The organism is Candidatus Polarisedimenticolia bacterium, from assembly GCA_036004685.1.
Taxonomy (GTDB): Bacteria; Acidobacteriota; Polarisedimenticolia; order Gp22-AA2; family AA152; genus DASYRE01.
On sequence record DASYRE010000032.1, the window covers coordinates 87,494 to 108,370 of the forward strand.

General features: G+C 63.3%; 21 protein-coding genes. 10 read left to right on the top strand and 11 right to left on the bottom strand.

Going from position 1 to position 20,877, the window contains the following annotated elements; translation table 11 throughout:
* Window positions 1-39 precede the first annotated feature (39 nt).
* Complete coding sequence (locus tag VGR67_08550) at window positions 40-1,113, top strand: HD domain-containing phosphohydrolase (protein HEV8336449.1); 1,074 nt, start codon at window positions 40-42, stop codon at window positions 1,111-1,113.
* Here VGR67_08550 and VGR67_08555 read toward each other — a convergent pair.
* Window positions 1,110-1,997 (bottom strand): ABC transporter permease, encoded by an 888-nt coding sequence (locus VGR67_08555; GenBank protein ID HEV8336450.1) that lies wholly within the window; start codon window positions 1,995-1,997, stop codon window positions 1,110-1,112. The genes VGR67_08550 and VGR67_08555 overlap by 4 nt on opposite strands.
* On the bottom strand, window positions 1,984-2,910 hold the full coding sequence (locus VGR67_08560) for an ABC transporter permease (protein ID HEV8336451.1): 927 nt from the start codon (window positions 2,908-2,910) through the stop codon (window positions 1,984-1,986). Before VGR67_08560 ends, VGR67_08555 begins: the two co-directional genes overlap by 14 nt.
* 317 nt (window positions 2,911-3,227) lie before the next feature.
* On the opposite strand from VGR67_08560, the gene VGR67_08565 reads away from it, so the two are divergent.
* Window positions 3,228-3,923 carry an outer membrane lipoprotein carrier protein LolA gene (locus VGR67_08565; protein ID HEV8336452.1) on the top strand — a complete coding sequence of 232 codons (696 nt, stop codon included), beginning with the start codon at window positions 3,228-3,230 and terminating at the stop codon, window positions 3,921-3,923.
* A 115-nt stretch (window positions 3,924-4,038) separates the two neighbouring features.
* Here the strand turns inward: VGR67_08565 and groL are convergent, their stop codons facing one another.
* Window positions 4,039-5,670, bottom strand: coding sequence for a chaperonin GroEL (groL, locus tag VGR67_08570; protein HEV8336453.1), 1,632 nt, complete (start codon window positions 5,668-5,670; stop codon window positions 4,039-4,041).
* Window positions 5,671-5,749: 79 nt separating this feature from the next.
* Window positions 5,750-6,037 (bottom strand): co-chaperone GroES, encoded by a 288-nt coding sequence (locus tag VGR67_08575; protein ID HEV8336454.1) that lies wholly within the window; start codon window positions 6,035-6,037, stop codon window positions 5,750-5,752.
* A 276-nt stretch (window positions 6,038-6,313) separates the two neighbouring features.
* On the opposite strand from VGR67_08575, the gene VGR67_08580 reads away from it, so the two are divergent.
* Both VGR67_08580 and VGR67_08585 read left to right on the top strand, forming a co-directional pair.
* The gene (locus tag VGR67_08580) at window positions 6,314-8,146 is read left to right on the top strand and encodes an AAA family ATPase (GenBank protein ID HEV8336455.1); all 1,833 of its coding nucleotides are present in this window, start codon (window positions 6,314-6,316) and stop codon (window positions 8,144-8,146) included.
* A gap of 2 nt (window positions 8,147-8,148) precedes the next feature.
* On the top strand, window positions 8,149-8,862 hold the full coding sequence (locus VGR67_08585) for a hypothetical protein (protein ID HEV8336456.1): 714 nt from the start codon (window positions 8,149-8,151) through the stop codon (window positions 8,860-8,862).
* Here VGR67_08585 and VGR67_08590 read toward each other — a convergent pair.
* The gene (locus VGR67_08590; GenBank protein ID HEV8336457.1) at window positions 8,839-10,425 is read right to left on the bottom strand and encodes a S41 family peptidase; all 1,587 of its coding nucleotides are present in this window, start codon (window positions 10,423-10,425) and stop codon (window positions 8,839-8,841) included. The two genes, VGR67_08585 and VGR67_08590, sit on opposite strands and share 24 nt — an antisense overlap.
* 238 nt (window positions 10,426-10,663) lie before the next feature.
* On the opposite strand from VGR67_08590, the gene VGR67_08595 reads away from it, so the two are divergent.
* Together VGR67_08595 and tatC are read left to right on the top strand one after the other, a co-directional pair.
* Window positions 10,664-10,945 (top strand): twin-arginine translocase TatA/TatE family subunit, encoded by a 282-nt coding sequence (locus VGR67_08595; protein HEV8336458.1) that lies wholly within the window; start codon window positions 10,664-10,666, stop codon window positions 10,943-10,945.
* Between the two features lie 10 nt (window positions 10,946-10,955).
* The gene (gene tatC, locus VGR67_08600; GenBank protein HEV8336459.1) at window positions 10,956-11,663 is read left to right on the top strand and encodes a twin-arginine translocase subunit TatC; all 708 of its coding nucleotides are present in this window, start codon (window positions 10,956-10,958) and stop codon (window positions 11,661-11,663) included.
* Between the two features lie 808 nt (window positions 11,664-12,471).
* Here tatC and waaF read toward each other — a convergent pair.
* Together waaF and VGR67_08610 are read right to left on the bottom strand one after the other, a co-directional pair.
* Entirely contained in the window at window positions 12,472-13,584 is a 1,113-nt protein-coding gene (gene waaF, locus VGR67_08605) for a lipopolysaccharide heptosyltransferase II (GenBank protein ID HEV8336460.1), read from the bottom strand.
* Window positions 13,581-14,672, bottom strand: coding sequence for a glycosyltransferase family 9 protein (locus VGR67_08610; GenBank protein HEV8336461.1), 1,092 nt, complete (start codon window positions 14,670-14,672; stop codon window positions 13,581-13,583). Before VGR67_08610 ends, waaF begins: the two co-directional genes overlap by 4 nt.
* 108 nt (window positions 14,673-14,780) lie before the next feature.
* On the opposite strand from VGR67_08610, the gene VGR67_08615 reads away from it, so the two are divergent.
* The 4 genes from VGR67_08615 to VGR67_08630 all read left to right on the top strand — a co-directional run bounded on the left by VGR67_08615 (window position 14,781) and on the right by VGR67_08630 (window position 18,158).
* On the top strand, window positions 14,781-14,969 hold the full coding sequence (locus VGR67_08615; protein HEV8336462.1) for a Trm112 family protein: 189 nt from the start codon (window positions 14,781-14,783) through the stop codon (window positions 14,967-14,969).
* 44 nt (window positions 14,970-15,013) lie between these two features.
* Complete coding sequence (gene rfaE1 / locus VGR67_08620) at window positions 15,014-15,955, top strand: D-glycero-beta-D-manno-heptose-7-phosphate kinase (protein HEV8336463.1); 942 nt, start codon at window positions 15,014-15,016, stop codon at window positions 15,953-15,955.
* Window positions 15,956-16,195: 240 nt separating this feature from the next.
* Window positions 16,196-17,389, top strand: a complete 1,194-nt coding sequence (locus tag VGR67_08625) for a helix-turn-helix domain-containing protein (protein ID HEV8336464.1) — start codon at window positions 16,196-16,198, stop codon at window positions 17,387-17,389.
* Window positions 17,364-18,158 carry a hypothetical protein gene (locus tag VGR67_08630; protein ID HEV8336465.1) on the top strand — a complete coding sequence of 265 codons (795 nt, stop codon included), beginning with the start codon at window positions 17,364-17,366 and terminating at the stop codon, window positions 18,156-18,158. Before VGR67_08625 ends, VGR67_08630 begins: the two co-directional genes overlap by 26 nt.
* Window positions 18,159-18,174: 16 nt before the next feature.
* Here the strand turns inward: VGR67_08630 and VGR67_08635 are convergent, their stop codons facing one another.
* From VGR67_08635 to kdsA, 4 genes are read right to left on the bottom strand one after another with little or no spacing between them, the layout of a single operon-like run.
* The gene (locus tag VGR67_08635) at window positions 18,175-18,507 is read right to left on the bottom strand and encodes a LapA family protein (protein HEV8336466.1); all 333 of its coding nucleotides are present in this window, start codon (window positions 18,505-18,507) and stop codon (window positions 18,175-18,177) included.
* Window positions 18,504-19,076 (bottom strand): HAD hydrolase family protein, encoded by a 573-nt coding sequence (locus tag VGR67_08640; GenBank protein HEV8336467.1) that lies wholly within the window; start codon window positions 19,074-19,076, stop codon window positions 18,504-18,506. Before VGR67_08640 ends, VGR67_08635 begins: the two co-directional genes overlap by 4 nt.
* Before the next feature lie 4 nt (window positions 19,077-19,080).
* On the bottom strand, window positions 19,081-20,037 hold the full coding sequence (locus tag VGR67_08645) for a KpsF/GutQ family sugar-phosphate isomerase (protein HEV8336468.1): 957 nt from the start codon (window positions 20,035-20,037) through the stop codon (window positions 19,081-19,083).
* Window positions 20,034-20,861, bottom strand: a complete 828-nt coding sequence (gene kdsA, locus VGR67_08650) for a 3-deoxy-8-phosphooctulonate synthase (GenBank protein ID HEV8336469.1) — start codon at window positions 20,859-20,861, stop codon at window positions 20,034-20,036. The genes VGR67_08645 and kdsA overlap by 4 nt, the downstream gene beginning before the upstream one ends.
* Window positions 20,862-20,877: the final 16 nt, after the last annotated feature.

Below are 20,877 nucleotides of genomic sequence, written 5' to 3' on the forward strand. Positions count from 1 at the left end.
GTTCCGGGGCCTTGGAATACCCCCCCTGGGATCCTCGTCGTGGATGACGAGCCCGCGATTCGCGATATCCTCCGTGAAGGACTGACGGATTCCGGGTACGTCTGCACTCTCGCCTCCAACGGACACGAGGCATTGGAGCGGCTGAAGGACTTCGAGTACTCCCTCGTTCTCAGCGATATCGACATGCCCAAGATGGACGGCGTCCAGCTTCTCCAGGCGGTGAAGGATCGGAATCCGGACATCGAAGTCGTGATGATCACGGGCGTCGTCGACGTCGAGATGGCGTTGCGCGCCATTCGTCTGGGAGCGAACGACTATCTCACCAAGCCCTTCAACCTCGAGGAAGTGCGATTCACCATCGAAAAGGCGCTGGAGAAGAGGCGCCTGATTCTCGAGAACCGGCAATATCAGCGAAACCTGGAGGAGAAGGTCGCGGAAAGGACGGCCCAGCTGGTGCTCAAGCACCGTGAGATCCAGGGCCTCTTCGAGAAGCTGCAGACGTCCTACGAGACGACGCTGGAAGCGCTCGCGGCCGCCCTCGACACGCGGGACACGGAGACCCAGGGGCATTCCGTCCGGGTCAGCGAGTACACGGTCGTCATCGCCGGTCGAATGGGAGTCAAGGAGCCCGAGCTGACGGACATCCGGCGCGGCGCCTTGCTGCACGACGTCGGGAAGATCGGGATTCCGGACGCCGTCCTCCGCAAGCCAGGGAAGCTGACCGTCGAAGAATGGGCCGAGATGAAGAAACATCCCGAAATCGGACACCGGATTCTTTCGGGAATCAATTTCCTCGAGAAGTCGCTCCCTCTCGTCATCTCGCATCAGGAGAGGTTCGACGGCTCGGGGTACCCGCACGGACTCCGGGAGGAGGCGATTCCCCTGGGGGCGCGGATCTTCGCGGTCGTGGATACGCTCGACGCGATGACCTCGGATCGGCCCTACCGGAAAGCGCTATCCTACGAGGTCGCGCGCGCGGAAATCGTCCGGAATTCGGGCATTCAATTCGATCCGCGGGTCGTCGAGGTGTTCCTGACGATCTCCCCGGAGGAATGGAAAGCCATCCACCGCCGGATTTCCGCCAGCCTCCTTCGTCCGGCCGCGGTGTCCTAGAGTCTTCCCCGGATCCCCAGCCGGGTCCGGGGATCGAGCCAGTCCCTCAGGAAGTCTCCGACGAAATTGAAGCTCAGCACGACGAGCATGATGGCGAGCCCCGGATAGAGGACAAGGTGGGGCGCGTCGAGCAGATGCTGGCTGCCGCTGCGTAGCATGCTCCCCCAGCTGGGGCTGGGAGGAGGCAGGCCCAGGCCCAGAAAGCTGAGGCCCGCTTCGGAAAGGATGACCCCGGCCATCCCCACGGTCGCTTGGATGATCAACGGCCCGGCGATGTTGGGCAGGAGATGAAGCCATAGAATCCTGCCCTTCCTGGCCCCCGAGGCCCGGGCCGCCAGGACGAATTGCATCTCACGCGTCTTGAGGACCTGGGCTCGGGTCAGCCGGGCGTAGCCGACCCACCCGATCAGGCAGAGCGCGAGGGCGAGGTTCCCCAGGCCGGGCCCGAGGACCGCCACCAGCGATATGGCCAGAAGGATGCTAGGAAACGACAGGAGGATGTCGATGACGCGCATGACCAGATCGTCCACCCATCCTCCGGAGAGACCGGCCAACGATCCGATCAGGGTCCCGAAGCCGGCGGAGATCAGGACCACAGCCAGGCTCAATATCAGGGAGATTCGCGCCCCCAACACCAGCCTCGAGAGCGTGTCCCGGCCCAGCTCGTCGAGACCGAGAGGATGGTGCGGTGTAGGGGGAGAGAAGCGAAGGGCGAGATCCTGCGTCCCCGAGGAGTAGGGCGCCAGAAAGGGCGCCGACAGCGCGACGAGCGTCAAGACCGCGAGAATGCCGGCGCCGGCGAGGGCCATCGGATCGCGCCGGAGATTGCCCCAGAAGGAGCCCGCGGAGGCGGCGCCGGGGAATCCGCTATCACGCCTCGCCATAGCGGATCCTCGGATCAAGCAGGACGTACGCGATGTCGGTCAGGAGATTGACCGCCACATAGGTCAGCGAAATCGCCAGGATGCAGCCCTGCACGAGCGGGTAATCCCGCGTCTCGATCGCCTGAATCGTCAGCCTGCCGAGGCCGGGCCATCCGAAGACCGTCTCGGTGATGATTGCTCCCGTCAGCAGGACCCCGAGCTGCATTCCAAAAACCGTGAGGACAGGATTCAGGGCGTTTTTAAACGCATGAAGCAGCACGATCTTCCATTCTCCGAGTCCGCGCGCGCGCGCCGCCGACGAGTAGGGCTCGGCCATTTCCTCGAGGAGACTGGATCGGATCATCCTCATGAGAATCGCCGCCAGGGCCGAGCCCATGGTGACGGCGGGCAAGACGATGGAGAGCGGACTCTCCATTCCCGATACGGGGAACCAGTCCAGCCTCACCGAGAAGAGGAAGATCAGCATGGGCCCGACCCAGAAGTTGGGCAAAGACAGCCCGACGAGCGCCAGGAGGCTCGCGGCCCGGTCGAGCGGCCGTCCGCGATGGGTTGCCGCGATGATCCCCGCCGGGAAGGAGATCAGGACCGCCAGGAGCATGCTCGCTCCCGCCAGCGCGAGCGTCGCCGGATAACGGTCCAGCACGAGCCGCGAGACCGGCTCCCGGTAGCGGATCGAATCACCGAGGCTGCCGCGCATGAGTCCCAGGAGGAAGTCGGCGTATTGGACGAGGAGCGGCTTGTCCAGTCCGAGGCGCGCTCGCAAGTCGGTGACGTCGACGGCCCGGGCTCCCTCTCCGAGCATGACCTGGACCGGATCGCCCGGGATGAAATGAATCAGTGAGAAGACGAGCGTGCAGACACCAAGAAGCACCGGGAGGAACAGCAGGCAGCGGCGAAAGAGGTAGGATCTCAAGGAGGATCTGTCCCCCGGCTCGGGAGGCAATTCCCGCGGGGCGGGGCCCGGCGGAGGGCCGTTTTTTCGGACGGTCAAAGCCCCGGACGAAGCCCAGGTCAAGGCTTGACAAGGCCGCGCGACGGGCCGGAATCATAACACAAGTGGACCGCCGGAAGGACGACGGATCGATTTCTTGACTGGACCGATGCAATTCTATATATTGCTGGCAGGCAGGGGTTTACGACCTTCGAATCGGCAAATCGGAGACCGGGGAAACCGGTCGTCTCATGAGGCCATCATTGAAGATTTCATCCCACAGAGTTGCTGCCCTTGGCATGCTCTTTCTGCTCTTCCTGAACTCCCAGTCGTCGTCGGCGGCCGCGCGGCCGGGGGCTTCTTCCTCGACCCCGTTGAAGGAGGTTCTGGTTCGATTCAATCAGGTCCAGGACGACACCCGCAGCCTGACCGCAAGCTTCACCGAACGGAAAAACCTTGGGCTTCTGGCCAAGCCGCTCGTCTCGAACGGCACCTTCCTGTACTCCAAACCGACCCGTATCAAGTGGGAGTATTCCGATCCCGAGCCGCGCGTCTTCCTGATCACGGAAGACCATTTCGTGGCCTATTATCCGGCTCAAAAGAAGGCCGAAGAGGTTCCGCTGAGCAAGCTGGCGGGCCGTCGCGTGTTCAGGGTCTTCGGGATCGGCCAAACGGCCGAGGATCTCGAGAAGTTCTTCGACATCTCCCTCGGCGATCCGGGATCCGAGAAGGGGACTTTCCTGCTCGTGCTGACCCCCAAGCGCCGCCGGGTGAAAGACCGGCTGCAGATCGTTCGTTTTTGGGTGGACTCGAAGAGCTACCTGCCCCGGCAGCTTGAGTACGTCGAAGCGGACGGCGATTCGACGATTCTGACGTTCAGCAACATCCGGGTCAATCCGGCCATCACCGAAACGCGCTTCAACGTGGAGATCCCCAAGGACGTCCGCATCAGCAATTCATTTTCGGGCTTTACGGGCACTTCGATGAGCCATTGAGCCCGGGCCGGCCTCTGCGGTTCCCCCGTCCCTCTCGCCCCGTGTCCTTTCAAACAAAAAACCCCGCCGGACGCCTTTCGCGAGCGTCCGGCGGGGCCTGAATCCTGCCTCGAAATCAGTACATTCCGCCCATACCGCCGCCGCCGTGAGGCATGGCGGGGGCCTTCTCCTTCTCGGGGATCTCGTGGATCAGCGCCTCGGTGGTAAGCATGAGTCCCGCGATGCTCGCCGCGTTCTGGAGCGCGTTGCGGGTCACCTTGGCCGGATCGATGATCCCGGCGTCGAACATGTCGACCCACTTGCCCGAATAGGCGTCGAAGCCGACGGCCTTCTCCTTCTCCTTGCCTTCCGCCACGATGATCGAGCCCTCATGGCCCGCATTGTTCGCAATCTGTCGCAGGGGCTCTTCAAGGGCGCGCCGCACGATGTTGATCCCGAGCTGGACGTCCTCGTTCTTTTCCCTGATCTTCTCGAGAACGGGAATGGCCCGGAGGAAGGCGATGCCGCCTCCGGGAACGATCCCCTCTTCCACGGCGGCCTTGGTCGCGTGCATCGCGTCCTCGACCCGGGCCTTCTTCTCCTTCATCTCCGTCTCGGTGGCGGCACCGACCTTGATGATGGCCACTCCGCCGACGAGCTTCGCGAGGCGCTCCTGCAGCGTCTCGCGATCGTAGTCGGAGGTCGTTTCCTCGATCTGAGTGCGAATCTGCTTGACCCGGCCCTCGATTTCCGAGGACTTGCCGGCCCCTTCGACGATCGTGGTGTTGTCCTTGTCGATAGTGACCTTCTTGGCCTCGCCGAGATCGTCGATCTTGACGTTCTCGAGCTTGATTCCGAGATCCTCGGTGATGACCTTGCCGCCCGTCAGGATGGCGATGTCCTCGAGCATGGCCTTGCGGCGGTCACCGAACCCGGGGGCCTTGACGGCGGCCACCTGAAGGGTGCCGCGGAGCTTGTTGACCACGAGAGTCGCCAGGGCTTCCCCTTCGACCTCCTCGGCGATGATGAGCAGAGGGCGTCCCATCTTGGCCACTTGCTCCAACAGCGGCAGCAGGTCCTTCATGCTCGAGATTTTCTTCTCGTGAATGAGGATGAGAGGATTGTCCAGGATGCACTCCATCCTCTCGGGGTCCGTGACGAAATACGGCGAGAGATACCCGCGGTCGAACTGCATCCCCTCTACGATCTCCAGCGAGGTTTCCATCCCCTTTGCTTCTTCGACCGTGATGACGCCGTCCTTGCCGACCTTCTCCATGGCCTGGGCGATCGTCTGTCCGATGGCCTCGTCGTTGTTCGCGGAGATGGTGCCGACCTGGGCGATGGCTTTGCCGGCGACGTCCTTGGAGATTTTCTTGATCTCTTCAACGACCTTCTCGACCGCCTTCTCGATGCCGCGCTTCAAATCCATGGGATTCGCACCGGCCGTGACCGCCTTGCAACCCTCCCGATAAATCGATTGCGCCAGGACGGTGGCCGTGGTCGTGCCGTCGCCGGCCACGTCGCTCGTCTTGCTCGCCACCTCGCGGACCATCTGGGCGCCCATGTTCTCGCGCGGATCTTCGAGTTCGATCTCCTTCGCGACGGTCACTCCGTCCTTGGTGCTGGTCGGGGATCCGAACTTCTTCTCCAGGACGACGTTGCGGCCCTTCGGGCCGAGAGTGACCTTCACGGCGTCCGCGAGCTTGTTGACGCCACGCAGAATCGCGTGCCGGCAATCCTCCGAATAGACAATTTCCTTCGCTGCCATCTCTTCCTCCTGAATCGGAACCCTCGGACGAGGATCCCTTCGATGATTTGAGTCTCTTAGGTCTTGTCGAAAAAGGCGCTCAGGCCAGGATTCCGAGCACCTCGTCTTCGCGGATGATCACGTGCTCGACATCCTCGATCTTCACTTCCTGGCCCGAGTACTTTCCGATGAGGACCTTGTCGCCGACCTTCACCTCGAGCGGAATCCTCTTGCCGGACTTGTCAACCTTGCCGGCCCCCACGGCCACCACTTTTCCCTCCATGGGCTTCTCTTTTGCAGTGTCGGGAATGATGATTCCTCCCTTGACCTCCTCCTTGGGGTTGAGCCGCCGAACCAGGATTCGATCGTACAGTGGCTTTACCTTCATCGCATCTCCTCCAATAACTCGTTCATTTACCATAGTTAACAGGTTGATATTGTTAGCGCTCAAGGCTAGAGAGTGCCAATATACCGGAGACTCACCTCCGATGTCAAGCCTCCAGCGGCAGGCCGGAATCGCCAGGCATAAAGGATGCATTAACCCGGGGATGTTTTCGGAGGAGGCGGGCGACCCGGGGGAAAAAGAAAGGATGTCGATGAGCCCTAACTTGAAGATTGCCGAAGTGATTCTATATTTTCCTCGAGGCCGGCTTGAGGAGTGGAGATGACCGGAGCGACGGGTCCCACCATCGAAGATGTCAGCCAGGAGCGGCTTGAAGCCCGTATCCGGGAGGTTGCGAAGCGCCTCTTCTCGGATCAGACGTTCGACGATCTCGAGACGTGGCATCTGGCTCAGGTCATCGAGCACTGCTCGAAGGCCATCTCGGATATTTATCGGACGGTGAATCTGGAGCAGATTCTCCGGGGGGAGGCCCTCAAGCCGACGAGCCTCGAGGATCTCCAGAAAGTCATTTCCCCGGGCTCCCGAAAGCCTCTGCGCCGGGTGACGCGCGTGCCGGGGGAGCTCAAGGGAATCGGCGACCGCTGTCTCTATGACATCGGCATGGCCGGCGTCCGCGACTATCGTGGATTAAGTCTCGCCACCCTGGGGGTCCGGTCCTACCGGATGGCCGCCGAGATCCTCTCTTTCCTCGCGGACGAGAGGGATCTCCGCGAGCTGTTCCAGAGAAACCGTCTGAGGACCCTTCCGATCGAGGAGGAGATCGCGTTTCTCAAGCAATGTGCGGCGAGGTTCGGTCTGCACGCCGATCTTCTCAGCAATCTCCGGGAGGAGTCGGTCGGCAGCTCGGCGTTCGTTTCCGTCCAGCCTCCGGGCTTGCGGCACCCGGAAGGCAACTTCGGGAAGGAGCTCCCGCCGCTCGATGAGGATCTTCCCGGGGCCGCCTCTCTTCAGAACGCGGCGCCGAAAGGACTGCGCGAGCCAAGGGAACGGCTCTTGTCGCGGTATGAGCGCATCCTGCTCTTTGCCCAGACGAACATCGAGGAGGTGCGGCGCGACCTCAAGCGGCGCGTCATCGACCAGGAGGCCGCTGTCGACGCCCTCTGTGACGATTTTCTCATCAACGCGACCGGGACCCAGCTTCGCCGAATCCCCCAATCCTACTTTCTGGTGGGCCCGACGGGCGTCGGCAAGAACTACCTCATGGAGTCGCTCGCCAAAGTCCTCGAGGAGATGTGGGGGGTCGAGATCCCATTCCTGATCATCGAGGGGCCTCAATACACCTATCCCTCGGACATCAATGAGTTGAAGGGAGCGACCCGGGGCTTCATTCGAAGCGACGAGCCGGGATTGCTCACGGAATTTCACGAGCGGGCCTCCCGTGCTCCGCTTTCGATCCTGATCGTCGATGAGGTGGAGAAGGCGCATTCCCAGCTTCAGAAGTTCTTCCTTCCCATCATGGATCGTGGAACCACCCACGACAATCGAGGCCAGGAGCTGAGTTTCGAGGGGTGCATCGTCGCCTTCACCTCGAACCTCAGGCATTCGCCTCAAGACTCCCTGGAACCCATCGGTTACCGGGGACGGGGCTCCGACAGGACCCGCCGCGGAGACGAGCGGATAGAGCGGGCTTTGAGAAAGGATCTTTCTCCCGAGTTCGTCGCGCGCCTTCGCGTCATCCGCTTTTCCCCTCTCTCCCGAGCTTCCATGGAGTCGATCCTGGACTTGGAGCTGGAGGAGATATTCGAGCGCTTTCGTTCTCTGCACGGCCTGCAGCTGCGGGTCACCCGGGCGGCGCGCCGGCACCTGATCGAGATCGGCTTCAGCGAGAGCCAGGGGGCCAGGCAGCTGGCCGCGGCGGTCCGCCGCTATTGCAACATCGAGGTGAGCCGCAAGATCAAGCAGGACGAAATCCCCGGAAGCGCCGGTCGCGACGAGACGATCCAATACCTTCGCGAAGTCCGCAGCGGCGATCGCGCCTTCGAGTCGGAGGCGGTGGAAAGGAAAGTGCTCCGCCAGGCGAGAGTCCGGCTTCCCTACCGCCGGCTGATCATCGACGAATCGGGGGGAGAATTCCGTTACCGCGGCGAGGATTGATCGTGGCCCTTGGAACCTCTCTCCTCGCGCGACTCCAACGGCTCATCGAGCGAAGCTACGACTGGAACACCGGAATCGAGGACGTAGGACCTTTCGTGCTGGGCGACGCGCAATATCGGAGACTGTTTCAGGAAAAGGAATTCTTCGAGGAGCTGCCCGAAAGCGATCCCGGACCGAGAACCCTGATGACCTGGCAGGGCCCGAGGATTCGCCTCAGCGTCTATTACCCGGATGCTTTGATCGCCGGGCTCGAAAGGAAGAACCCCTTACGGCGGCTGGATGAGGAGAACGTCGGCCCTCTGTCGGTGCTGGTGGAGGAGCTGGATCATCTCCTGATGCTCGCATGGTGCGCCCGGCATCGTCGCCGCGTCGGTCTGATGGAGCTCGAGTTCCACGCGAACCTCACCAAGTTCATGGTCGTCGCGCATCTGGTCTCCCGACTGAGCCGCCGCCCGCGCCTGACCCGGGGGCAGCGCCTGTGGGTGATGCACCACCTGTTCCACGGGGCGGGCGACGGACTGCCGGCGCCATTTCGCCAGCGCTATCACACCGCCGCGCGGCTCGCGGTCCGATTTCTCGCGCACCTCGAACTCATGCCCGGCTCCGACAGGCTGCGCGCCCTCCGCCGCGTGGCGAGAAAACCCTGGGAACTCCAGAGAGCCTGTCTGGAGTCGCCGGAGCCTCAAGGCAGGCTAGGGCTTTTGCTGGGAATCTGAAGAGGCGGAATTCTGGCTGGCCAGACGCGCCAGTTGCTGGGCCTGGGGAAAGCTTTCCAGCGCCTTCTGGATCTGCGGATCGATTTCTGCGAAGACGCGGAAGCCCTCTTCGCCGCCCCACCGGGCCGCGGCGATCTCCTTCCGGATAGCGGTGCGGATGTACTCCCCGTTCTCCCGAAGATCCGCCTCGGTGAAGACGATCTTCCGCTGCTCCAGGTATTTCCTGAAGTCGTCCATGGCCCTCTCATCGAGGGCGAAGCCGCGCGGAATGTCCTTGTGCGAGACGTTGTACTGGACCGCGAAACCGAAGAAGACCTGTTCGTTCTCGAGCGTCCGGAGGAACTTTTCCAGCTTGTAGCTGTCCACCAGGATGTCCGGAGCGATGCCGCCCCCGCCATAGACGACCCGGCCGGAGTCGGTCTTGCGCGGGTCCTTGGCCGGCTGTCCGTCATCCTGCTCGTCCCGCGACAGGTAGTAGTAATCCTCCAGGGAGTCGTAGTCCCTCTGGATGAGGCGGCCGCTCGGCGTGTAGTAGTGCGCCGTGGTCAAGGCTAGCGCCGATCGGTGGCTCAACGGGTAGACCGTCTGCACCAGTCCCTTTCCCCACGTCGTCTTGCCCACGATGAGACCGCGGTCGTGGTCCTGGATGGCGCCGGCCACGATCTCCGAGGCGCTGGCGCTGTATTTGTTCACGAGAATGATGAGCGGGAAGTCGATGTGAGTGCCCATCCCCGTGGCGAGGTATTCCTGATCCGAGCCTCGGGTCCTTCCCCGGGTGAAGACGATCTTCTGGCCCTTGGCCAGGAACTTGTCCGCCACCCGGACGGCCTGCTCGAGGAGCCCGCCTGGATTGCCGCGCAGATCCAGGATGAGACGGTTCATGCCGGCGTTTTTAAGGATTCGGAGCTTCTCTTCGAGCTCCCGATCGGTCGTCTGGGTGAAATTCGTCACCCGCACGAAGCCGATCTCGGGCCGGATCATGAAAGCGTACTGGACGCTGCGCGTCGGGATGTCGTCGCGGGTGATGGTGAAATGGAGCGGCGCCTCTTCACCGGGACGGACGACGGTGATGTTGACCTGGGTTCCCTTGGCGCCTCTCAGGCGCTTCAGCGCCTGGTCCACCGTCATGTCGAGAGTGTCGACGCCCTCGATCTGCGAGATGACGTCTCCCGGACGGATGCCGGCGCGAAACGCAGGGGTGCCTTCGATGGGGGAGATGACGGTGAGAGGCCGATCGACGGAGGGCTTGGAGATGACGATCCCCAGTCCGCTGAAGCTGCCGTGCTGCTCCTCCATCATGTCCTGATAGTCGGTGGAGTTGAGGAAATTAGTATGGGGATCGAGGGTCTTGAGCATGCCGCGAATCGCGCCTTCGATGGCTACTTCCGGGACCACCTCGTCGATGTAGCGCTCCTGGACGATTCCGAGGATTTGACTGAAAGTCTTGAGACGATCGTTCGAGGTTTCGGCGGCCGCGTTCAGCCGCGGGGCGAGCAAACCTCCCGTCAGCGAGCCCGCCAGGAGAATCGCCGCCGCCATCAACCATTGCCGCCGCTTCAGCATCAGAACCCCAAAATTTTCCAGGCAATTATAGTGTCGGCATCCATCGAAGTAAAGGAAGTGCCGGTTTCCCGGCGGCGATTCCTGGACTTCTCTTGGCGCCCGTCACGGCCCTCCATGGGGCCGCGCGCCATCGTTGACTTGCAGGCCGCGACAAACTAGCATCTCCGAAGAAGATGTACGCGTCGTTGGGCCGCCGGTTTCATCGGAAAGATCGCACCGCCTGAGGACTTGTAAAGAGATGTTCGGCTCCATCGGCGCTCCCGAGCTGATCCTGATCTTCGTCATCGCCTTGCTCATCTTCGGTCCGCGAAAGTTACCGGAGCTGGGACGGGCGCTGGGGCGAGGGATCGGCGAGTTCCGGAAAGCGACCGCCGACTTGAAAACCACCCTCGAACGCGAGATCGCCGAGGAAGGCGTCTCTCCGGCCCCACCGGCGCGGCCGTGCGATACGACCGCCCACTCCGACCCGGACCCGCCTTCAACCGTCACCCAAGAAGATGGCGCAGACCGCTCCGCCTGAAGGGGGGCGGATGTCTTTCCTGGAGCATCTCGGCGAGCTCCGGGTCAGGATTTTCCGCGCGCTCCTGTCGATCATGCTTTTCTTCCTCGTCGGTTGGTATTACTCGCGGCCGATTCTGGGTTTCTTCCTGAAACCGGTCCTGCCTTTTCTTCAAGGACGCAAACCGGTGTTCCTCGAAATCACCGAACCCTTCATCCTCTATATGAAAGTCGCCCTGGTGGCGGGCCTTTTCGCCGCCTCGCCGATGGTCCTTTATCAGGTATGGGCTTTCATCGCCCCGGGTCTCTATCCGAGCGAGCGCCGGTACGCCGCGCCCTTCATCATTTTCTCGTCCCTGTTCTTCATCGCCGGGGGCCTTTTCGGGTATTACGTCGCCTTTCCTTATGCGGCCAGGTTCCTTCTTTCCGTGGCAGGGGACTTCGAGCCAGCCCTGACCATCCGCAGCCTTTTCCAGTTCGAAAGCAGGCTGATCCTTTGGATGGGGCTTATTTTTGAGATGCCCGTCGTGATCTTCCTGCTGGCCAAGGTGGGCGTCGTCACTCCGACCTTCCTGCTTCGCAACTTCAAGTACGCGGTCCTGGCGATTTTCGTCATCGCGGCGATCGTCACGCCGACCCCGGACGTGGTCACTCAGTGCGTCTTCGCGCTGCCCATGGTCGGTCTCTACCTGCTCGGGTTGGCCACGTCGTACCTGGTGCGGCCGCGTTCCGGGCCCTAGACTCGGGAGCCGTCCTTGAGCGCCGGACTGGAACGGTTTCGAATCACCCGGGGACCGGCGGGAAGGCGGTGGATTCTGCGTGAGGGCGCTCCTCTCCGCCCGGACGCCGACCCGTGGGACAGCTGGTTGAGCGGCCGGGGAGGCGCCGTCCTCACCACGGAAGGCGGACGGTCCGCCGCACGGGTCCTATCACTGGGGCCGAATGAAGAGGTGGTGCTGCGCGTCTACCGGCACGGAGGGTTCTTGGCGGGGGTCTCCAGGGGACTGTTCTTCGGGATGGGTAGGCCTCTCCGGGAGCTGCAGGTCTCGGAATTCATCCGCCGGGCCGGGCTGCCGACTCCCGAAATCGTCGCGGTTTATTCCAAGAGAGTCCTTCCGGGCCTGTTTCGATCGTGCGTTCTCACTCGGAGGATCCCGGAGAGTCAAAACTTGCGACAGTGGCTGAGGGAAGAGGGAGGGAACCCGGCGAGCTGGGGGCCCATGATCCATCGGGTCGCCCGGGCGCTCTCCGCTCTCCATGGCGCCGGCTGCCGCCACCGGGACCTGAACCTCGGCAACCTGCTCAGCGCGCCCACGGGGATTTGGATTATCGATTTGGACGGTGCCCGGTTGAAGCCCCGGCTGAGAATCGCTGAAAGAGGGGCCAATCTGATGAGGCTTTTTCGGTCCCTCTGCAAGGAGTCGGGCCGGGCGGAGCCGCTCTCCTCCCGCCTGCGCGTCCGCTTCCTCAGGCATTACGCCGGGCGGGACCGGCGTCTCCTGAGTGAGCTTTCCGTCTGGCTTAGGCGACGCTGGAGGGTGGAATCGGTCAGGAGGAAGTTCTCTCGGAAAAGAAGGCGTCGGATCTGACACCCTCCGCCCCGGCCCACGCCAACATCTCCTCGCACGCCCGCTCGACGGTCTCCTCGGAAATGTCCTCCAGGCAGAAAGGCTTGCCGGACGAGGCCGGGATGCACTCCTCGAAGAACTTCTGGCGGCAAGGAGAGCAAGGATAGTTCTCGTAGAGCACCCGGAAGCTCCGATCGTCGGTGTAGGGGCCGGTCCTCGACGGATGCCCGGGACCGAACACGGCGACGACAGGAATTCGTAACGCCACCGCGACGTGCATCGGGCCGCTGTCGTTGCAGACGAGAAGGTGGCAGCGTTCCAGGACCGCGGCCATCTCCTTGATCGTCTGGCCTTGGGGAGGAAGGATCGCATGGGAGCCGACCCTTCTCGACATCGAGTCGAGCGTGGGGCGATCTCCGTCCCCTCCGAGAAGAAACACTTTCGCGCCGTGACGTCGGGCCATTTTCGCGGCGACGGCGGCGAAGCGCTCGGCATGCCACGCTCGGGGAGGCTTCGAGGCGCCCGGATGAAACGCAACGCGCAGGACTGGACCGTGGCTGCCGGTGGCGCGCAGGAACCGGCTTGCCGCGTCCCGCGAGGTCTGATCGAGGTGGAAGCTCAGCCGCCGGTCGGACGTGTCGCACCCCAAAGCGCCGGCGATGCGAAGAAAATGCTCGACGTGATGCCCTTCGTCCGGCTCGTCGAGCGGGTCGGTGAGGAGCCATCCACGCCGGTCCGTCCGGAACCCGATCCGGCGAGGAATGCCGGCGACACGGGCAAACAGCGCGGCCTCGAACGCCTTCTGGAAGAGGACGGCCAAATCGAACCGCTCCCGTTTGAGCTCCCGGATCAGGTGCAGGCGTCCCCGCAGGCCGCCGTGAGATCCCGGCCGGGAGTATTCCAGCAGCCGGTCGCAATAGGGACTTCCCTTGAGGGCATCCAGGACCCAGGGCTTGGCGAGCAGGGTGATTTCGGCGTCCGGAAAGCGCTTCCGGAGAGCGCGCATCGAGGGCGTGATCATCACGACGTCACCGATCCAGTTGTTGACCCGGACCAGAATCTTGCGGATCGACACGACGGGGGGCGGAGTCATCTTCCCGGAATCTCGTGGGACGAAACGAAGCGGCGGGACAGAGCTTCGACGATGGCCGACCGAACGCGGTCAACCGAGATGCGCTGCACGGCCGACGCGTCTCCGCGGCTTGGAAAGGACGTGGAGGAAATCTCCCAGGCAGGTGCGAGGACCTGATGCCCCTCTCCCAGAGGCCCGTTGATCGAGGGATCCGTCGATCCGAAAAGTGCCACGACCGGGACTCCCTGGCTCCATGCCAGGTGCATCGGGCCGGTGTCGCCTCCCACGAAGAGCCGGCATCGGGCGATGACCTGACGCATCTCGTCGACGTCCAGGGAAGGCGTCGGAACGGCCGACGCCCGGGACCGGCTCTGGACGATCTCGATGAGATCCTCCTCCCCGGGGCCCCAAGTCAGGATGGGGAGGCACCCCTCGTGTGCGAGCGAGGCCGCGATCTGCCCATAGCGCTCCGCCGGCCACTGCTTGTGTCTCTGCCGTCGGCTGGTTCCTGGATGGACCGCGACGAGGGTTCTTCCCGAGAGCGGGCGAAGGAACTTTTCGACACGCTCCGAAGGGCCGCCGTCCCGATAGGGAAACCTCAAACCGGCCGTCTCGGCGGCCAGAAGCGAGATGAGCTCGAGGTTCTTGTGGACGCGGTTGAGGCGGGGGGAGGAGGGTTTCACCCGCAAATTGCTGAGGAGAAAGCTCCCTTCCCGCGAGCCGCTTCGATCAAAGCCCAGTCTCTCCGGAGCCCCCGCGAGGAGCGCGATGGCGGAGCTCTTGGCGGTCCCTTGGAAGTCGACGGAAATACGGGCGCGGAAGGCTCGCAGGCCGGCCCGGAAATCTTGAAGTGCGGTGAGGGCTCGCCCAGGGTTTCGGACGATGTCGGCCGGTTTGAGCCGATCCCGAGGAAATACGAAGACCTGATCGAGCCAGGGGCGCACGGGCAGAAGAGGCGAGGAAGGGGGCTCGACCACCCACGCGATGCGAGCCCGCGGAGCCGCCTCGCGCAACCGAGCCAGGCAGGGGAGGGTTCGTACGACGTCGCCCACGGCCCCGAGACGGACCATGAGGATCCCGTCTCCCTCGCGCAGGTTGATTGAATTCATCCTGTTCCTCCTCCCGGCACCCGAAGTCATTATAGCAACCGTGCCAGGCGGGCCGGAGCCCGGAACGCTCTCGTTGACACTGGATCATCGCTGTGCTAAAAACCCTGCATGTCCTTGGATCCGAAGCTTCTGGAGATATTGGCCTGTCCCATATGCCACGTCTCCGTCCGGCCGGTGAATGACGGGTCCGGGCTTCTCTGTGAGCAGTGCCGCCGAGTGTACCCCGTTGTGGACGACATTCCCGTGATGCTTGTGGAAGAAGCGCGGAACGAGGAATCATCCCGGAAAACCGATTGACCCCGCCACTGTCGCAAACTCGCCTTCAAGAGCTTTTTCGCCGGATGCACGACTCCCGGGTCGTGGTCGTGGGGGACTTAATGGTGGACCGCTTTCTCTGGGGCAGCGTGTCGAGAATCTCCCCCGAAGCGCCCGTCCCGGTCGTGAGGCTTCAATCGGAGAGCGCCAGTCTCGGGGGGGCGGGTAACGTGGCCCGGAACCTGCGCTCTCTCGGCGGCCGGGTCGACTTGATCGGCGTTCTCGGCCCTGACGCGGCAGGAGCTCAGTTTCGCGATGGCTTGCGCCGCGAAGAGCTTTCGGACAAGGCAATCGTGGATGTTCCGAACCGCGCCAGCACGGTCAAGACGCGAGTCATCGCGCACCATCAACAGGTGGTCCGGATCGACCGGGAAGCGACGGCGGCCGTTCCCGAGGAGGTGGAGGACCGTTTGACCGAGCTGGTCCTGAATCGACTTCCGGACGCCCGGGCGCTGCTGATCTCCGATTACGACAAAGGCGCGGTCACTCCGCGGATTCTGGGGCGCATCCTGCCGGCGGCGACCGGCGGCGGCCTCGTCGTGGCCATCGATCCCAAGCCGGCGAACTACGAGCACTATCGGCCCGCGACCGTCATCACCCCCAACGCTCAAGAAGCGGGAGTCATGGCGGCCCTCCGGGATCGGGAGGATGCGGGGCTCGAAAAGGCGGGAGAAGCGATACGCAGGCATCTGGACTGCAAAGCGGTTCTGGTCACGCGCGGAGAAGCAGGGATGACCCTGATTCAGGCGGGCGCCCTCCCTTTGAGGATTCCGGCAAGCGCTCGAGAGGTTTTCGATGTCACCGGAGCCGGCGACACCGTCATCTCCGCCCTGACTCTGGCCCTGGTCGCCGGAGCCTCTCTCGAAGAGGCTGCTGCTCTCGCGAACGCCGCCGCCGGCTGCGCCGTCGGGAAGCTGGGTACCGCAGTCGTTCAGCCCGAGGAAATCCTGCGAGCGTTTCAAGTCTGAACCGAGTTTCAGAAGACACTTCGCCCCGCTCCAACTCGCCACCGTGAAGCTAACCAATTTAAATACAGCAAAATGTGGTATAGTTGAAGGTGCTGCACGAACGCAGCATCCAAAAAAACTTTCAACTTGACGCCCTCGTCCCAGAGTGGTAGCTTCCTTATCAAGAAAGAGTAATTGTTCTCTATCGTTCGATTTTTGAGAGATTTATCCGAAGAAATCTTCCATCTGCAGGAGTCGGGCATGGAAGAACAACGAGGCAGCGCCAGGCTCGGGACCTACCTGAAGCGACTCCGAACCGGCTACGGTTTCTCTCTGCGGCGCGTCGAGATCCGCGCGCGGGCCGAAGGGGGCGAGATCGACAATTCGCAACTTTCCCGCTACGAGAGAGGCCGCTGCTACCCGTCCTTTGACAAGCTCTGCATCCTCGCGAACATCTTCAACGTGTCGGTCCAGAACTTCTCCGACGTTTTGGAGATGGAGAAGTACGATGCCTACAAGCCCTCCTCCGGCATCAGCTATGAGGACTTGCAGGCGAAAGGGAACACCGAGCTCGAGGCAGGCAATTTCGGGCGTGCCTACGTCGCGTTCGAGACGGCGCTGCAGAAGGCCGAGTCGACTCTCGGACCCGATCGCGACGACCTTCGCGCCCGGGCCCGCTATAAGATGGCGTTTTCCCTCTTTCGGCTCGGGAAGATCAACCTCGCCGAAAGCGAGTTGCGCCTGATTCTGCGTGATCATCAGAAGATCTCCCCGCGGACCCGGTTCCTTTCCCTTCTCATGCTGGCGAACGTGCACGACGAGCGCGGCGACCGTTACATCTCGATGCTCGAAGCGGAGCGTTGCCTCGACCTCGCGAAGCTCTCGGGTGACAAGGCCGACCAAGCCTATGCGCTTCACGCCATTGGCCGAACTTGCTTCGAGGAGGCCCAGTACGAGCGAGCCGCCGAATTCCATTCCCAGGCTCTCGAGATGGCGCGCGAAACGGCGAGCTCCCAGGAAATCGTCCTGCTCCAGGCCAACCTCGGCTACTGCCACGTGATGCTCAATCGCAACGAAAAGGGTCTCAAGGAGATTCGCGAGGCGCTGGCGCTGAGCCGGAAGAATGAGCTGCGCCGCGGGACGGCGTACTGCCTGCGGATCCTCGGTCAGGTCTATTTCAAGGATGCGAAGCTCGGGCGCGCCCGCGAGTATTTCGAAGAGGCCGAGACGGTGGCGCACAGCGGCGACAGCCCCTACACGGACATTCTCTTCCAGGCCGCCTTCTATCTCTGGGAAATCGCCAAGCAGGAAGGCAATGCCGTCCAGGAAAAAGTCTACTTCGGCCGCCTCAGGCACCTGCGATCTTCGCTGGAGCGGCACTTTGACGAGGTCGCGCAATTCGACGCCTATATCGACAAGGGAGGGCGCAATGAGCCGCATGCGGCCCGTTCTTAGCTCCCTCTCCTCGCGGGCGCTCGGCGCCGCGCTGGCCTTTGTCTTCGGGGCCCTCGCCGCGCCGGCCCTTTTTGCCGAGGTCTCGGTCGTGACCGATGCTCGCGGCAGGTACGTGCGCACGGTGGTCGTCAGCGAAATGCAGGGTCCCCGTCGGATGGTATGGAGTCCGATCAGCCCGGATGCTGACCCGTCAAAAATCTTGAATCCCGACGGCGACAGAATGGGCGACTCGGCTCCGGTGGTCGCGCAGAGGCGGGGAAGCGGTCAGCCCTGGGTCGTCTGGTCCGCCAGCGACGGAGCCGACCAGGAAATCGCCTTCGCCACCTGGTATCGCGGTCGGTGGCATGGGCCCCTGCTCCTCGATCGAGCCGACAATTCCTTCGACGATCGGGATCCGCAGCTCGCTTTCGATGCGGCCGGACGTCCGGTGGCCGTTTGGTGGAGAAACGAGCCGATCCCGCAGGTCTATCTGAGCGTTTTCACGAACGGCTCCTGGACGAAACCGCTGGCGGTTTCCGACCCGGCGACTTCCAGCCGTTTCCCGTCCCTCCGCATTTCCGGCAGCCAGGCGGTCATCTCCTTCTACACGCATGCGGGCCAATCGGTCATTTTCCAGAGCCTGACCGCCCTGACGTTGAGCCCCGACGGCAGCGGACCGCTCGACGGTCCGGTTCCTCCGCCCGATTTCCAATATTCTCAATCGGACAACCCTCCGCCCACCCCGGGGACCCTTCCCGAGCCGAAGTTCCTGAACCGTACCCAGTACTGAAGACCCGCCGCCGGACTCAAGAAAACGATGAGTCGGAAGAAGGGGCGGCCTCTGTCCCCGCCTCCGGCGGCTCCGGAGCGTGACGCAAGGCCTCCATCTCATCCTCGAGCCGGGCTAGGCGCCTCCGGAGCTGGCGATTCTGGATGCGAATCCGCACGCCGTCCATGATGCTGATGAGGGACGTGAAAAGAATCCCGGTGAGCAGCGAGAAAACCATGACCACGGCGACCGGGACCTGGGGATAGGCGCGGAAGAAGAGATTGACGTCGACCGTCCCCGGATTGAGGATGACGAGGAGCAGTACGGCGCCGAAAAACAGGATGCAAAGGAGGGCGATGACGAGGTTCAAGCCCGATTCCCCTCCGGCCGCCCAAGGCTCTTCCGGGTTCCTCTCTGGACCTCCAGGATGAGATCGGCGATCTCGCGCACGGCGCCCTTGCCTCCGGGGGCGCGGGTGATCAGTTGGGCCTCGCGGAGGACCGCCGGATGCGCGTCGGCCGGCGCGGCCGAAAGTCCGACCCGGCGCATCACAGGCAGATCCACGACGTCGTCCCCCAGGTAGCAGACCGTCTCGTCTTCGAGACCTCTTCTCCTCAGGATGTCTTCGTAGGCGGCCAGCTTGTCCCGGACTTTAAGGTGAACTTCGTTCATACGAAGCTCCCTCGCCCGGCGCCGGACCGCCGGAGAACTCCGCCCGGAGATGACGCCGGTCGAGAGGCCGGCCTCGCGCAGCAGATGAAGGCCGACGCCGTCCTTGGCGTCGAACGTCCGGCCTTCGCTTCCGCCGTCGACGAACAGAATCCCGCCATCCGTCAGGACGCCGTCCACGTCCATCAGGACCAGACGAATCCGCTCCGCCCTCGTCCGGAGGCGGGCGGGAAGTGTTCCGCGGCGGAAAACCGATCGCGAGGAAGGCATCGCGTCAAAAAAGCTGGGTGCGCCAGAGATCGTGGATGTGAATGACCCCCTCCACCTTCTTTTCGGAGTCGACGACCACCAGAGAGGTGATCTTGCGGCTTTCCATCACCTGGAGCGCCTTCGCCGCCGGCTCGTTCGAGGTGATCGTCATCGGGTTCGGCGTCATGCAATCCGAGGCCTTCCAGGAGAGCAGGTCGGTCCCCTTTTGCAGGAGCCGACGGAGGTCTCCGTCCGTCACGATTCCGGCCAGGAGCGAGGAGGCGCTCACGACGCAGGTCATCCCCAGGCCCTTTCCGGACATCTCCCGAACGGCTTCGGACATCGGAGCGTCGGCGGCCACCGCGGGAACCGCCGGGCCGGTGTGCATCAGGTGGCCGACCAGAAGGAGCTCCTTGCCAAGACTTCCTCCCGGATGGAAGGCCCCGAAATCACGCGCGGTGAACCCTTTCTTCTCGAGCAGGGCCACGGCGAGCGCGTCCCCCATCGCCAGCGCCGCCGCGGTGCTGCAGGTGGGCACCAATCCCATCGCCCCCGCTTCGCGGGAGACGCTCACATCCAGGGCGACGACGCTGTGACGGGCCAGCGTGGAGTCCAATCTTCCGGTCAGGGAAAGCAGCGGGACTCCGATTCTCTTGAGAATCTCGAGAAGACGCACCATTTCCTCGGTTTCTCCGCTCGCCGAGATTCCCAGGACCAGATCCCCGCCCACGACCATTCCGATGTCGCCATGAATCGCCTCGGCGGGATGAAGGAACAACGACGGCGTGCCCGTGCTCGCGAGCGTCGCCGATATCTTGGCCCCGATGAGGCCCGACTTGCCCATCCCGCTGACGACGATCCGGCCGGTGCATGCCGCCATGGCTTCGACGGCGGCATCGAAGGAGGGACCCAGCCGGGGGATGAGATCCCGGATCGCCTGGGCCTCCGCCTCCAGGACCCGCCTTCCGGCGTCGCGAATCATCGAGTCCTCCCAAGCGATTCTCCGATTCTCCGGACCTCGTCCAGAAGGCTCTCGAACTCCCCGAGCGGCAGCGAGTTCGATCCGTCGGAGAGGGCCTGATCGGGCCGGTCGTGGACCTCCACGAAAAGGGCATCCGCCCCGGAGGCGACCCCGGCCCGGGCCAGGGTCGAGATGAACGCTCGATCTCCACCCGAGGAGTCGCCCTTCAGTCCGGGCCGCTGGACCGAGTGCGTGGCATCGAACACGACGGGACAGTCGAACGATTTCATGATCGGGATGGATCGGAAATCGACCACGAGATTCTGATAGCCGAAAGTCGTGCCGCGCTCGGTGAGAAGAATCTTTCCATTCCCCGACGCCCGGAGTTTCTCGACGATGTTCGCGGTCTCCCAAGGGGAGAGGAACTGCCCCTTCTTGACGTTGACGGGAAGTCCGGTGGCGGCGGCCGCCAGCAGGAGATCGGTCTGACGGCACAGGAGAGCCGGGATCTGCAGCACGTCGAGGACGCGGGAAGCCGGCGCCGCCTGCGAGGCTTCATGGATGTCGGAGAGGATGGCGAGTCCCGTCTCCGTCTTGATCCGGCCCAGGATGCGAAGTCCTTCCGCGAGCCCCGGTCCCCGGTAAGACCGGAGGGACGATCGGTTCGCCTTGTCGAAGGAAGCCTTGAAGACGAGCGGAAGTCCCGCCTTCTCCGACGACTCCTTCAAAGCCCCGGCCATGGCGAGGCAGTGCCGCTCGCTCTCGATGACGCAAGGTCCGGCGATAACGGCGATCCGGCGATTGCCGCCGATGACCACCTGCCCTCCGATTTCAACCTCCGGCAAGGGAGCTCCTCTTCCG

What these genes read in the sequence shown, in the direction of transcription:
- VGR67_08555 (HEV8336450.1), bottom strand. Translation starts at nt 1,997, where the DNA reads ATGGCGAGGCGTGATAGCGGATTCCCCGGCGCCGCCTCCGCGGGCTCC.
- VGR67_08565 (HEV8336452.1), top strand. Translation starts at nt 3,228, where the DNA reads ATGCTCTTTCTGCTCTTCCTGAACTCCCAGTCGTCGTCGGCGGCCGCG.
- groL (HEV8336453.1), bottom strand. Translation starts at nt 5,670, where the DNA reads ATGGCAGCGAAGGAAATTGTCTATTCGGAGGATTGCCGGCACGCGATT.
- VGR67_08575 (HEV8336454.1), bottom strand. Translation starts at nt 6,037, where the DNA reads ATGAAGGTAAAGCCACTGTACGATCGAATCCTGGTTCGGCGGCTCAAC.
- VGR67_08580 (HEV8336455.1), top strand. Translation starts at nt 6,314, where the DNA reads ATGACCGGAGCGACGGGTCCCACCATCGAAGATGTCAGCCAGGAGCGG.
- VGR67_08590 (HEV8336457.1), bottom strand. Translation starts at nt 10,425, where the DNA reads ATGCTGAAGCGGCGGCAATGGTTGATGGCGGCGGCGATTCTCCTGGCG.
- VGR67_08595 (HEV8336458.1), top strand. Translation starts at nt 10,664, where the DNA reads ATGTTCGGCTCCATCGGCGCTCCCGAGCTGATCCTGATCTTCGTCATC.
- tatC (HEV8336459.1), top strand. Translation starts at nt 10,956, where the DNA reads ATGTCTTTCCTGGAGCATCTCGGCGAGCTCCGGGTCAGGATTTTCCGC.
- waaF (HEV8336460.1), bottom strand. Translation starts at nt 13,584, where the DNA reads ATGACTCCGCCCCCCGTCGTGTCGATCCGCAAGATTCTGGTCCGGGTC.
- VGR67_08610 (HEV8336461.1), bottom strand. Translation starts at nt 14,672, where the DNA reads ATGAATTCAATCAACCTGCGCGAGGGAGACGGGATCCTCATGGTCCGT.
- VGR67_08615 (HEV8336462.1), top strand. Translation starts at nt 14,781, where the DNA reads ATGTCCTTGGATCCGAAGCTTCTGGAGATATTGGCCTGTCCCATATGC.
- rfaE1 (HEV8336463.1), top strand. Translation starts at nt 15,014, where the DNA reads ATGCACGACTCCCGGGTCGTGGTCGTGGGGGACTTAATGGTGGACCGC.
- VGR67_08625 (HEV8336464.1), top strand. Translation starts at nt 16,196, where the DNA reads ATGGAAGAACAACGAGGCAGCGCCAGGCTCGGGACCTACCTGAAGCGA.
- VGR67_08630 (HEV8336465.1), top strand. Translation starts at nt 17,364, where the DNA reads ATGAGCCGCATGCGGCCCGTTCTTAGCTCCCTCTCCTCGCGGGCGCTC.
- VGR67_08640 (HEV8336467.1), bottom strand. Translation starts at nt 19,076, where the DNA reads ATGCCTTCCTCGCGATCGGTTTTCCGCCGCGGAACACTTCCCGCCCGC.
- VGR67_08645 (HEV8336468.1), bottom strand. Translation starts at nt 20,037, where the DNA reads ATGATTCGCGACGCCGGAAGGCGGGTCCTGGAGGCGGAGGCCCAGGCG.